This window comes from Lactobacillus sp. HBUAS51381, assembly GCF_012641095.1.
Taxonomy (GTDB): Bacteria; Bacillota; Bacilli; order Lactobacillales; family Lactobacillaceae; genus Levilactobacillus.
In genome coordinates this window covers 21013-33525 of record NZ_JAAVSC010000008.1, presented here as the reverse complement: position 1 = coordinate 33525, position 12513 = coordinate 21013, and the positions used below count along the sequence as shown (strand labels likewise).

The following is a 12513-nucleotide window of genomic DNA, read 5'->3' as shown; positions in this document are numbered from 1 at the left end:
AATTCTTACCGATTCATCAGTTTTTCGTCCGTTTTGCCGCCGCAATCTGGTCGCGCAGCTCGTGTAACCGCTGGGTATCCAGCACGGGGGCCATCATCAACTGGTCATACTCAAATTGCAGGCGCGGCAGATCCGTGACCGGAACGCCCTGGGCCGTCCGTTGCGGATCGCGTAGTCGATGATCGGTTAACGTCAAGACCCGGGTGGCAACCTTCTGCCGGAACGTTTGGTCGTGGGCCACGAATAAAACGGTCCCCGGATAGCCGACCAAGAAGTCTTCCAGCGCCCGCAAAGCCGGCAAGTCCAGGTAATTTGTGGGTTCATCCAACACCAAGAGATTACTGGCACTGACTAGGATGGCCAGTAACTGGACTTTCACCCGTTCACCACCGCTCAGCTCACCAATCGGCCGATCGTAGAACTTAGCTTTGAGGCCGAACGCCCCCATTAACTGCCGCGTCCGATTGTCATCTAGGGCGGTCACGCGGCTCATCACCTGCCAGACGGTTTGTGCTGTGGGTAACGCCGTCATATCCTGATGAAAATAGCCGACCCGCGCACTAGGCGCCAGTCGAATTCCCGATTGTTGGGCCAGAATCGCCTCAATCAAGGTGGACTTTCCACTGCCGTTGGGTCCGGCCAGAGCCACGCGTTCTCCCGGTTTTACGTGGAGCTGCACGTGTTCCAACAGATCATGCGACCCGCGTTGCAGGTGTACATCCGCAACGCTAATCACGTATTTACCGGTCACCGGGGGCAGATCCGTTGCCACCAGCTTGAGGGGGGCGACCTCATGGGGCTTCGTCGCAACCGTTTGCCGATTCATCCGATCCTTGAGCGCCCGCGCCCCACGCTCCATCTTGGCGGCGTTCTGTTCACGCGTGCTCTTGGAATTCGCCCGTTCGGCTTCGCTCATGTGGCGACTGCCCTTGCGAATCCGATTGGCCTTTTCGTGGCGGGCTTGGATGGCCTTTTGTAGGCTCCGCCGTTCCTTTTGTTCCTGCTGATAACGGTCCTGGTTGTTGTGTCGTTCCTGATCACGCAGGGTGACAAAGTCCGCGAAATTCCCGTTATACTGTGTATAGACGTGATCGGCCAACGACCAAATCTGCGTTGCAACGGCCGTTAGGAGCTCACGGTCATGCGAGATCACGATCAACAAGCCGTTGAAATGCTGCAACTGCCCAATCAGCCACCGCTGATGTTGATCGTCCAGATTGGCCGAGGGTTCATCTAAAATCAAGATTTCTGGGCGTTGCGCCAAGGCCGCGCGCACCCGATCCAACATGCTCTGGCCCCCGGAGCGACCGTTAGTCGGGGCAATCTGTGGGACCAAGGTTACCGGTGCCGTCACGGTCCGTTGCCCCGTAAAATCCGTGTCGGTGCCGGCGATAATGTGCGCCAACGTAGTTTTCCCTGTCCCATTGGCCCCAATGATGCCAATCCGATCGCCGGTGTGCGCCGTCAATTGGTCTAATGTGAAGAGCGGTGTTCCCGCTACGGTTTTGGTTAAGTGATTCAAGTTAAGTTGTGTCAAAGAGTCGTCCCCCTTTTGAAAGCAGGGATCGATGGCTGGCAAATAAAAAAGTGGCCGCATTCCCCATACGGAAATGGCGCCCACTGATTGCTCTTGGCAATTCAGTCGGCGTAACCATCAATCCCAATTGCAGGCCCACTCCACCCCTAAACGGTGATGAAGCTGACAAACATTTGAGAGTGATTAGTTACGCATCGGCTGAATACCTCGTTCTTTCTTAAAGTACGACTAGAATAGCATACCGTCCGCGCTTTGACAAGGGACCCCGGCAAATTGGCCACAATGGGGGTCTAAACTTAAGAGCATTCCCCCGCGAATCCGAGTACACTAAGAGTAAGTCAACAACCGAAATTGGAGGGAACAGTCATGCAACCATTACGTCTTTTATTTATCTCTATTGAAGGAAATACCCGCAACTTCGTGGAAAATCTGACGGCCTATGCCGCTAAGCAACACGCGCAGAATGCCGAAGCGCCCGAGATTACGGCGACCGAAATCAGTGAGGCCAGCGACTTCACGGCCGAAACGCAACCGTATTTCTGCTTCGTGCCAACCTATCTTGATGGTGGCAACGGCATCGACAACGGCGTCAAGGAATTGATGACCAACGTCTTGGGTGAGTACATCGGCTACGGCAACAACGCCCAACATCTGGTGGGGGTCGTGGGGAGCGGCAACCGTAATTTTAATGAACAGTACTGCCTCACCGCTAAGCGTTACGCCGAGAAGTTCAACGCCCCCTTCATCGCCAACTACGAACTCCGAGGCGTGCCCCGCGATGAGAAGCGGGTCTACGACGCCCTCGTGGCCCGCATGAAAGAAGTGACCAACAATGACTAATCCGACACTGACCACCTTGTTAAATCACCGAAGTATTCGCCATTTTACGGACGAGAAATTAACTGCAGCCGAAGTGTCGACGTTAGTGGATGCTTCGCAACATACACCAACCAGTACCTTTTCCCAGCAATATAGCATCATCAGCGTGACCGATCCGCAAAAGCTAGCTGCTTTGGGCAAGATTACCGGTCACCACTGGCTGGAGAAATCGGGACACTTCTTCCTGTTTCTCGCCGACCAATACCGCAACGCGCAACTCATCACGGCCACACCAACGGCCGTGGCAAACCTGCACAGTACCGACAAACTGCTTGCGGGTATCTTTGACGCCAGCATCGCCGTGGAAGCTATGGTCGTGGCCGGCGAGAGCCTTGGCTTGGGGAGCACCATCATGGGTAGCGTGCTCAATGACGCGCCGCAACTAATCGATCTCTTCCATTTGCCCGAACTCACCTTCCCCGTCTTTGGATTGGCCATCGGTCATCCGGCAGAGAAACCCGAACTGAAGCCGCGCATGCCACAATCTCTGATGCACTTCACCAACGACTACCAGCCATTGACCGCGGACGACCCGACGTTAGCCGCCTACAACCAAGTGATTAATGACTATTACCAAGCTCGGGGCAGCCACCAACGGCCAGAAACCTTCTCCCACCACATCGCAACCGAACTGGCACGGGATCCCCAACAACGGGCCAAGTTAAATCAAGCCTTGGAGTATCAGGGCTTTCTACAGAAACGCTAATCTAGATCATCCCGGAGACGTATCGGCTAAATGCTGATGCGTCTTTTTTAGAACAGCGGGGAAGCAACTGCGGACTGGTACCATTAGCTTAACTGTGGCTGACACCGGTGGTGAACGATGTCAGATCCTCTAAGGAAGCTGATATTTTTCGTTGTAAGCTTCACTTAGAGACTCGGATCAAACGCCACCAGTAGCCCATGCGCATCCACCCGTGGCATTGCCCCAAAACGACCAGCCAAGTAGTCCTCTAACCAGCCCGTGGCCGGAACATCTGCCAAGTCGAATAGCGAGACGAGTTGACTCTCTCCACGATAATTTTTCTCGGCTAAGTACACCTGATCGATTCGCAAATGCTGACTCATCAACATGGGTTGGTTGGTGGTCATCACAATTTGATTCGTATTGGCCACCGAATTAAACAACGTCAGGAGGGCAGCCAAGGCCGTAGGATGAATGGCCGCCAACCGTTCATCGGTCAGAATCGTCTGTGGATGAGCGGCGTGCTGGGCCGTAATCAGTGCGAGCCCCAGGGCCACCAGTTGCCGCATGCCCGTTGAGGCGTTGTTCAACGGCAACTCTTCTCGGCCAACGACCGCGCCCTCTTCATCGTATTTTTCATAAACGAGATACAGGTCGGGCCGTGTGAAGGCGGAACCATCTAAGAATTGAATGGCCACCTTCCGCTGCGTAAGGCCCGCAACCTCACTGCCCACGGCGCGTAGGAATTGCGTCAACTGACTATGGACCCACTCGTCATCGAGGCCGGCACCGCTGGGATGGTCGTTTAAAATCACCAGGTCCTGACTGAACCACTCGAATACCGTCATCGCCGGCTGATAGTTCCAGTTCTGAAACGCATAGAGCATCAAGGCGTTGGGGCGTACACGTTGGGCCGCCGTCACCAAGCCCTCGGGAATCACCGTCATAACACCCTTCTCACGCGCAAACAGGACCTCGTAATGATCCTCGACCGCCACGCTTAACATCTCATCCACGATCCGTGTGGCCGTATAACTAAACACATAGCGATACTGGTGACCATCACGATCAAAATTCACCATAAACGTCGTCCGCTGTCCCGTCGACTCTTGGTCAAACTGGAACGGTTCGTAGGGCAGCTGATCCGTAATTTGTTCAGTCGGCGCTGTCACCATCTGGCGCATGCGTTCTAGTCCCGCCAAAACGGCACTTTTCCCGGCACCATTAGCGCCAAAAATAGCCGCACATTTCAGAACATTCAGTCCATCTGTCAACGGTACGGTATTCTCATGTTCCCACTGTTGAACGCCGCCACCACTCTCTAACGACAGCGTTGCGGTATCCTTGTATGATCGAAAATTGGTCAACGTGAAGTCAATTAACATAGCCCAGCCACCCCTTTTTCTAGCATGTTACGCCTGTTCAGCCGATAAGCAATCACTTACATTCGGATCGGCTAAATCCGCCATTGTATAGTTTATGGCAGCGCTACCAACGCTGTCATATCAACCTCAATTGTATTACCCGATTATCAATGAATACCACAACTAAATGCATGAAAAAAGCACCTGGACTAACCCGCCCAGGTACTCTGTGCTGCCGTCATTAAACTCGTCCTCAGTGCCCACGCGTTTGGGTTAAACCGCCCTCGACACCTGGGCCAAAAGACAGCCGGTTCCGCTCTTGCTTTTATTTCAGTCGCGCCTGATTTACTCGGTTACGAATCATCACGGCGGCTAAGGCCAGAAGCATCAGCAACGTCACTGAGCCGAATAGATCGCGATAACTGCCGTATTCGATCAGGAGTCCCCCGTACAGCGGGCCAACCGCCCGGCCAAACGAGATGGCCATGTTATAGATGCCTTGAAATTTCCCTTTATCGTTGTCACCAGCAAGCTTATCGATCCATGCCGGAATGCCGGGGAACCCAATCATTTCACCAATCGTCAGAATGACCATGGTTAGGACAAACATCGCGTAGGTCTTGGCGAAGACCAGAATCAGAAACGACAGGATGAAGATCAACGACCCGACCGCAATCTGCGAGCTCATCTTGAAATACTCACCCAGCCGGTTGGCGATTGGCTGACCGAACACGATCATCAAGCCATTTAACGTCCACAACAGACTGTAGTGTTCAAAGGAAATCCCCAGGTTGGTCATGTGCACGGAGATCACACTTTCCCACAGCGTATAGCTCAGATAGAGGCAGAAAACCATGGCGGCAATCAACCAGATCAGATTGAGCTGCGCGGGTTTGGCCACCTTCTGCTGGTGATGTTGCGTGGGGGTGGTCACCTTCATCCGAAAATCCGCCAGAATAATCAGTAGTAAAGCCGTGTAGCAGATGCTGGCGGCGATGAAGACCAGTTGAACCCCGTGGTCCATCAGGTAACCGACCATCAACGTCCCCACGACCACCCCGAGGTTCATTCCAATATACAGATAGTTAAAGACCTTCCGACTGCTGATGGACGTCACGTTGGCCGCAAACGAATTGACCACGGTCATGACGATCCCATCTCCTAAGCCAATGAACAGCAGCATGATGCCAAAGATTGGCCAGCCGTGGAAGAAGATCAGAATCAGCATGGGAATAAAGGAACACAGCGTTCCCACGATCGCCGATTTAAAGGGTGACCAGTGATCAAACAGCCAGCCGCCCAACCAATTGCCTAAAATCATACATAGCGACATTCCCAATAGGGCAATTCCCGCTAACGTCAAGGTTTGGTGTAACTCGTTATGCATGTAGACCGTGGTTAATGGCCACATACACGCCGCAGCTGCATTTAGCAGGAGCGTTGCCGAAAGAATTCCCACCAAACTGACTTCCTTGTTGCTTTTCCACATTGCATGTCCCTCGCTTGTCTAAATTCTGTTCTCCATTGTCGCATATTTTTCAGTGAAAGAAAACAACGCGGCTCGTTGGTCCTGATCCATCAGCGATTTCAGATTTAACTATATTCATTTTATGTATATTTCAAAAAAGATTGGCGAACTTGATCTGAGTCAAGTTTTTCTCAACCACTGGCCCGTATACTAAGTTATGTAATCAAGGCAAACGAAATTGCCAGCGATTAAGTCCACGGCGTCACCAACAAGTGCGATGCCGTTCAACCGTAACGTTAAGTAAACCACTTAGGAGGTTCTTATTATGAGTAAAGTAACGATGAAATTAGATGCCCTGACTTGCCCGTCTTGCATGACCAAGATCGAAGGGGCTTTAAGCAAAAAGGATGGCGTGGAAAACGTCAAGGTACTCTTCAACGCCAGCAAGATTAAGGCCGAATTCGATGACGATAAGGTCACCGCTGAAAGCTTAGCCGACACGGTCACCGACCTCGGCTACGTTGTCCAGAGTTCCAAAGTCAAAGCCCTCTAATCCCTCAAATACGAAAGGAAGTTTCCTAATGACCACAACGACCATGACTGTTGAAGACCGCTACGCTGCTGAACAAGCCCAAACCGACCACGATCACCACGTTCCGACGGCTGGTGCCATGACCAATCACATCTTATCCAACTTGCACATCTCCATTGTGAAGTTCCACCAAGTCCGTTGGTCCGTTAAGGGGCCGCTAGCCCTGAGCGTTCGCCAATTACTCAGCACCTACATTGACACTTACCGCCAACAATTCGACGCCCTCGGTGAACTCCTGTTAGATGAAGGCGAGATCGTTTCCACCACGACCAAGGAATTCCACGACTACAACATGCTCCAGGAAAGTGGCGCCAAGAAGTATCTGACCGCCGAAGAACAAGTCAGTGAGCTGGTTCGCGACGCAGATACACACAACCTCTTCATCGACCGGGCTATCAAGCTCGCCGAAAAGGAAGAACGCCCAGCCTTAGCCAGTTTCTTAACCACGCTACGGGGCACCAACAACCACATCATCCGCGAACTCCAAGCCGTATTGGGCAACGACGCCCGCGACGGTCTGGATGAAGAAGACGATGACGAAGATGACGACTAATCTTTAGCAGTAAAAAGCCGTGATTCCACACTGCGAGGTGGGATCACGGTTTTTTTATTTCAATTTTTGTTTTCTCAAGTGACGTTTGCTCCTCAAAAAAATGGACGCTTGATTCTCAAACCGGTGAGATCAAACGCCCATTTTTGTATAAATATTTTTTCATCACCGCACGTCAAAATTACCCCATCCGGGAAAACGTAGCCCCAACTCACGTTTAGTCTAACCGCGCCACACTATCCCGTTCCGTCACGCTCACCGACACAAAATCCGCCGCCGGTTGTCCCAGCACCTTGTTCACGCTCTGGCTGCCAATCTGATAGAAGTCCTGCGTCATGCTGGTTAGCGCGGGCGTGGTAATCTGGCAGATGATGGTCCCATCGATGCTCATGATGGAGAGGTCCGCTGGCACCCGAACGCCCTGTTGGTGGGCCGCCGTTAATAAACCCGCCGCGACCATGTCACTGGCCGCAATCACGGCCGTACTCCCCTGATCCACAACGGCTTGGAGCAGTTTTTTCCCCGCCTCATAACTATAATTACCAGATAAGACTGTCGCTGCGGGTAATCGGTTAGCCGCCATCGCATCCTGATAGCCCGCCTGCCGCTGACTCCCCGTGTGGTAGCCATCGATGCCGGCCAGACTAATTCGCGTGTGGCCGCGATCAATCAGGTATTGCGTCGCCTGATAGGCCAGCTCCCGGTTATCCGAGCTGACGGCCAGAATAGCCGTAGTTCCAAAATACAGTGACACAAAGCAAAACGGAATCCGCGACTCCTTCAACAACGTCAGATCCTCTTCATCCGGTTCAATCGCCGCCAGTAGGATTCCGGTGACCGACCGTTCCAGCGCAGTGATGATCGCCTGATGCTGAAGGGCGTGGTCTCGGTTGCCGGCGTAAAGGATGATCACGCCCTGGCCCAATTCGTCGGCGCGCTGTTGAATGCCATCAATGATCTGCGTGGAGAAGTTCGTGGGCGTGGCGTTAATAATCAGCGCAATCACGTCCGAATGTTTCTTCACGAGATCCACAGCCACCGAATTCTTCCGGTACCCCAGTTCCTTGGCAATCTTTAAAATCTTGGTCCGTGTTTTTTCACTGTACGACCCCGTCTTGTTGCCCAGCACCCGCGACACGGTGGCAATCGACACCCCCGATTTGGCCGCAATATCTTTAATGGTTGGCTTGGTCACGACGTCCACCTGACTTTCTCTATTTTTGGTGCTGGCCCTCTTCCCGTGACGACAGGCCGCACCGACTCGATAATGGTTAAATCAATTATAGCCTTATTTGGCCAAATTTCCCAGCAAAAAGAGTAAACGTTTAACTTGTTGTTGCACAGGCATTGTAAACGTTTACTTAAAGTGATACGATGTAGGCGTTAAAAGGAAATAGGCTTTAATTTAATCAAGGGGATGGCACACTATGAATCAACCAACAGCGCACGCAGCTGGGGTCGCCCAACCGACCGGAACTGCCACTAAGAAATCGACACGGATCTCAAACTCCCTGCCAAATTTGCCATTGAAGACCATATTCGCAATTACGTTTGGTTTTTGCGGGGTCAACATGGCCTTCTCGCTTCAATCGTCACAAATGAGCCGGATCTTCCAGACCATCGGGGCCGACCCCACCAACCTGGGACTCTTCTTCATCCTGCCCCCACTAGCCGGACTAATCGTGCAACCGTTAGTCGGGAAGTATTCCGACCGGACCTGGTCACCACGCTTCGGGCGGCGGATGCCGTACCTGCTGTTCAGTGCCCCGATCGCCGCATTGGTCATGGTCCTGTTGCCGAACGCCGGCTCATTTGGCTTTGGCTACGCCTCCACGGCCGCACTGCTCTTCGGTGCGATTGCCATTCTATTCATGGACCTGTCCAGTAACGTCTGCATGCAACCCTTCCGGATGATTATTGGGGACATGGTCAACGAAAATCAAAAGGACAAGGCGTGGTCCTGGCAACAAGCCTTCAGTAACTTGGGCGGGGTGTTAGCCACCTTACTCCCCTTCGTCTTAACCTACTTCGGCGTGGCCAACACCGCGAAGAAAGGTGTTGTGCCGCTGTCCGTGCGGTTAGCCTTCTATATCGGTGCCGCGATTCTGTTGGGCATTTCCGCCTACACGATCCACTCCGTTAAGGAATACGACCCGGAGACCTACGCCGACTACCACCAGATTGAGCCACAGGCCCATAAGAACCACAAGTCCATCTGGCAACTGATCAAGGAAGCCCCAAAGGCTTTGTGGGAAGTCGCCTTAGTTCAAATGTTCGCCTGGATTGGGATCCAATACATGTGGACCTACACCACCGGGGCCATTGCTCAAAACGTTTGGAACACCACCAACGCCACTTCCGCTGGTTATCAAGCCGCCGGAAACTGGTACGGGATTCTGACGTTTATCCAGTCCATGGCCGCCGTCCTCTACGGTTTCTTAGTCCTGTCGCACACGAATCCCTTTAAGCGGAAGTTCTGGTATCGTTTCGGGATTACCTGCTTTGCCGTTGGCTTAATCTGGGTCTTCTTCATTCACAACCAATACTTACTGATCCTGCCGTTCTGCTTGATCGGGATTGGCTTCTTCACCGTCCACGTGGAACCCTTCAACATCTTCACATCATCGCTGAACGGGTCTAACGAAGGCTCCTACATTGGGATTTTCAACGGAACCATCTGTTTGCCGCAAATCATCGCGTCCGTCGCCAGCTTCCTGGTCTTCCGTTTGGTCGGTAAGTCCATGCCCGGCATGATGTTAGTTGCTGGTATCTCCATGCTGATTGCGGTCGTCGCCATCAGTGTCTTGAAGCAGGATAAGCCGCAAAAGGATTTGTCTGAAGATGTACAATAGGATTAGCTTACTGAGGAGAGAATTTCTATGACATTACCAACTTATACGCAAACTAAACAGAAAATTACCTTTGATTACCCGCAGCATCCCCTAGAGCTGACCGTGATCACCCCCGCTATCGTGCGGGTCTTTGAAAATCGCGGCGACAACGGCCAATCCTACGCCATCGAGGGCAACAAGCAACAGCCGACCGACTACACGCTGACCGACGCCGGCGACCACTACACCTTAAAGACCAGTGCGCTGACGCTGAAATTGGATGCCGAGCGTCACGTAGATGTCTATGATGCTGCCGGCAACGCCTTGATTACGGACTACCGCGGTGAACGGCACCTCTTGGATAAGGGTATCGACAAGGTTCACGAACGACTCGTCGAAGCCGAGGGCCACAGCGTCACCAAGTCCACGGTGAAATCCGACACGGGCTACTACGAGGTTATCAAGTCCTTAGCCCCCGATGAACACCTCTACGGTTTGGGTGACAAGACCGGTTACCTCGACAAACGGGGCTTTGAGTACGACAACTGGAACGTGGATAATCCGGCGCCCCAACTGGAAAACTTCCCGAACCTCTACAAGTCGATTCCCGTCATGTTAGGACTGAAGAATGGCCACCCCTACGGCCTCTTCTTCGACAACACCTACAAGAGTCATTTCGATATGGGGAAAGAAGATTCCCACTACTATTTCTACTCCGCCGTTCAGGGGAACCTGGATTACTACGTCATTGGGGGCCAGCATTTAAAGGATATCGTCACCAACTACACCTACCTGACCGGGCGCGTACCGTTGCCGCAGAAATGGACGTTGGGCTATCAACAATCCCGCTGGGGCTACAGTGCGAGTCAGGCCGAGGTTCAGTCGATCGCGGACAATTTGAAGAAATACGACCTACCCTGCGATGCGATTCACTTCGACGTGGACTACATGGATGGATATCGAGTCTTTACCTGGGACAAGGCCAAGTTCGACGGCAATCCCAAGGCCTTCGTCGCCAAATTAAAGCAACGCGGCATCAAGGTCATTCCGATCATCGATCCCGGCGTTAAACAGGACCCGAACTACCAGACTTATGCGGAAGGGGTGAAGCACGACTACTTCGTGAAGACGCCCGACAACAAGATCTACATCAACAAGGTTTGGCCCGGCGACTCCGCCTTTCCTGACTTCGGTCGTCCGGAGGTCCGCAAGTGGTGGGCCACGAATAACCAATTTCTAACGGACCATGGCGTGGGCGGTGTCTGGATCGACATGAACGAACCCGCCACATTTGAGGGTGACATTCCCGATGACACAATCTTCAGCGATCAAGAGACCCCCTCGACTCACGCCAAAATGCATAACGTTTACGGTCATAACATGGCCAAAGCGACCTACGAGGGGCTGAAACAGCAACAGGGTCGGCGGCCATACGTCATCACCCGGGCGGCCTACGCCGGGACGCAGAAGTATTCGACCGTATGGACCGGTGATAACCGGAGTATCTGGCCTCACATTCAAATGATGATCCCCCAACTATGCAACCTGGGGCTCAGTGGCTTCAGCTTTGTGGGGACGGACATCGGTGGGTTTGCCTCCGACTCCAACGCAGAGTTACTGACGCGCTGGATCGAAGCCGCCATCTTTAGTCCACTGCTCCGAAATCACGCGGCCATGGGGACTCGGCGGCAGGAACCTTGGGCCTTCGGTGAACCAACCCTGTCGATTTACCGCAAGTACCTCAAGCTCCGTTACCGCTTCATCCCCTACCTGTACGACCTCTTCGCACAGGAAAGTCAAAATGGGCTACCGATCATGCGGCCACTGGTCTTAAACGACGACACCGACCCTCGGGTTCGCGATCTCAACGACGAATACATGGTGGGTGACGCTGTCCTGGTTGCGCCAGTCGTTCAAAAGTCGCAAACCAAGCGGCTCGTCTACCTGCCCGCCGGCAAGTGGATCGACTTCTGGAACAACCGTGAATACGATGGCCAACAAGATATTGTCGTCGATGCGCCGCTGGATAAGTTGCCCCTCTTTATCAAGCAAGATACCCTCTTGCCTTGGGGCGCCGCGGTCGACCACATCAGTGAAGAACCCGATACGACGATGACGTTTAAGCTCTTCGGGGATACCGGAACTTATGAGCACTACCAAGACGATGGCCTGGACTTCAACTACCAGAACGGCGAATTTAACCGCTACGCCATTACGGTCAAGGACGGCCAAGTTGCCGTTAACCTGCGGCACCATGGCTTTGCGCCGGCCTACCAGACGATCACCATCGATCTGCCAGACAGTAGCGTCACATTGACCTACGATCGGGCCAGCGATGGCTACAAGTTGGCGTAACTTAACCTCCGATGCTGGCCGCCCTGCCGTTCGCCAAATTTGGTCTGGATCGCTGTGGGCAGGACCGGGCCAAGCCAAAGAGCGGTCTTGGCCCTCGCTTTGAGCCGAAAAGTCACGTCTCAAAGTCGCCACTTTTCAAGCACCCCACTTGAAAAGTCCCACGGCTGAGACCAAATTTGACTCACTCACTGCTACATGGCAGGTGATAAATCATTGCGGTCAACTATTGTCACGCCAACGATATCGCCACCA

The 12513-nt window shown here is 53.1% G+C and carries 10 protein-coding genes; 6 read left to right on the top strand and 4 right to left on the bottom strand.

Translation table 11 applies throughout. The annotated features are described in order from the left end of the window. Positions 1-16: 16 nt before the first annotated feature. A complete protein-coding gene (locus HEQ50_RS04365; protein WP_168899304.1) occupies positions 17-1537 on the bottom strand; it encodes an ABC-F family ATP-binding cassette domain-containing protein in 1521 nt (506 codons plus the stop codon). A 366-nt stretch (positions 1538-1903) separates the two neighbouring features. Here HEQ50_RS04365 and nrdI point away from each other — a divergent pair, with 366 nt between their 5' ends. Beyond that, positions 1904-2377 (top strand): class Ib ribonucleoside-diphosphate reductase assembly flavoprotein NrdI, encoded by a 474-nt coding sequence (nrdI, locus tag HEQ50_RS04360; protein ID WP_168899303.1) that lies wholly within the window; start codon positions 1904-1906, stop codon positions 2375-2377. Beyond that, positions 2370-3122, top strand: coding sequence for an NADPH-dependent oxidoreductase (locus tag HEQ50_RS04355; protein WP_168899302.1), 753 nt, complete (start codon positions 2370-2372; stop codon positions 3120-3122). The genes nrdI and HEQ50_RS04355 overlap by 8 nt, the downstream gene beginning before the upstream one ends. A 164-nt stretch (positions 3123-3286) precedes the next feature. Here the strand turns inward: HEQ50_RS04355 and HEQ50_RS04350 are convergent, their stop codons facing one another. Next, complete coding sequence (locus HEQ50_RS04350) at positions 3287-4486, bottom strand: ATP/GTP-binding protein (RefSeq protein ID WP_168899301.1); 1200 nt, start codon at positions 4484-4486, stop codon at positions 3287-3289. A gap of 304 nt (positions 4487-4790) precedes the next feature. Further along, on the bottom strand, positions 4791-5954 hold the full coding sequence (locus HEQ50_RS04345) for an MFS transporter (RefSeq protein ID WP_168899300.1): 1164 nt from the start codon (positions 5952-5954) through the stop codon (positions 4791-4793). A gap of 304 nt (positions 5955-6258) precedes the next feature. Between HEQ50_RS04345 and HEQ50_RS04340 the strand changes: the two genes are divergently transcribed. Continuing rightward, entirely contained in the window at positions 6259-6486 is a 228-nt protein-coding gene (locus tag HEQ50_RS04340; RefSeq protein ID WP_168899299.1) for a heavy-metal-associated domain-containing protein, read from the top strand. Positions 6487-6514: 28 nt separating this feature from the next. Next, a complete protein-coding gene (locus HEQ50_RS04335; RefSeq protein WP_168899298.1) occupies positions 6515-7078 on the top strand; it encodes a DNA starvation/stationary phase protection protein in 564 nt (187 codons plus the stop codon). A gap of 214 nt (positions 7079-7292) precedes the next feature. Here HEQ50_RS04335 and HEQ50_RS04330 read toward each other — a convergent pair whose 3' ends face one another. Next, positions 7293-8270 carry a LacI family DNA-binding transcriptional regulator gene (locus tag HEQ50_RS04330; protein ID WP_168899297.1) on the bottom strand — a complete coding sequence of 326 codons (978 nt, stop codon included), beginning with the start codon at positions 8268-8270 and terminating at the stop codon, positions 7293-7295. 232 nt (positions 8271-8502) lie between these two features. Between HEQ50_RS04330 and HEQ50_RS04325 the strand changes: the two genes are divergently transcribed. Together HEQ50_RS04325 and HEQ50_RS04320 are read left to right on the top strand one after the other, a co-directional pair. Then, entirely contained in the window at positions 8503-9927 is a 1425-nt protein-coding gene (locus HEQ50_RS04325; RefSeq protein WP_211089199.1) for an SLC45 family MFS transporter, read from the top strand. Between the two features lie 27 nt (positions 9928-9954). Next, complete coding sequence (locus tag HEQ50_RS04320) at positions 9955-12261, top strand: glycoside hydrolase family 31 protein (protein WP_168899296.1); 2307 nt, start codon at positions 9955-9957, stop codon at positions 12259-12261. Positions 12262-12513: the final 252 nt, after the last annotated feature.

Bases quoted from the DNA above. Each gene is read 5' to 3' on its own strand.
- HEQ50_RS04320 (WP_168899296.1), top strand. From the start codon at position 9,955: ATGACATTACCAACTTATACGCAAACTAAACAGAAAATTACCTTTGAT.
- HEQ50_RS04355 (WP_168899302.1), top strand. From the start codon at position 2,370: ATGACTAATCCGACACTGACCACCTTGTTAAATCACCGAAGTATTCGC.
- HEQ50_RS04350 (WP_168899301.1), bottom strand. From the start codon at position 4,486: ATGTTAATTGACTTCACGTTGACCAATTTTCGATCATACAAGGATACC.
- nrdI (WP_168899303.1), top strand. From the start codon at position 1,904: ATGCAACCATTACGTCTTTTATTTATCTCTATTGAAGGAAATACCCGC.
- HEQ50_RS04340 (WP_168899299.1), top strand. From the start codon at position 6,259: ATGAGTAAAGTAACGATGAAATTAGATGCCCTGACTTGCCCGTCTTGC.
- HEQ50_RS04345 (WP_168899300.1), bottom strand. From the start codon at position 5,954: ATGTGGAAAAGCAACAAGGAAGTCAGTTTGGTGGGAATTCTTTCGGCA.
- HEQ50_RS04335 (WP_168899298.1), top strand. From the start codon at position 6,515: ATGACCACAACGACCATGACTGTTGAAGACCGCTACGCTGCTGAACAA.
- HEQ50_RS04325 (WP_211089199.1), top strand. From the start codon at position 8,503: ATGAATCAACCAACAGCGCACGCAGCTGGGGTCGCCCAACCGACCGGA.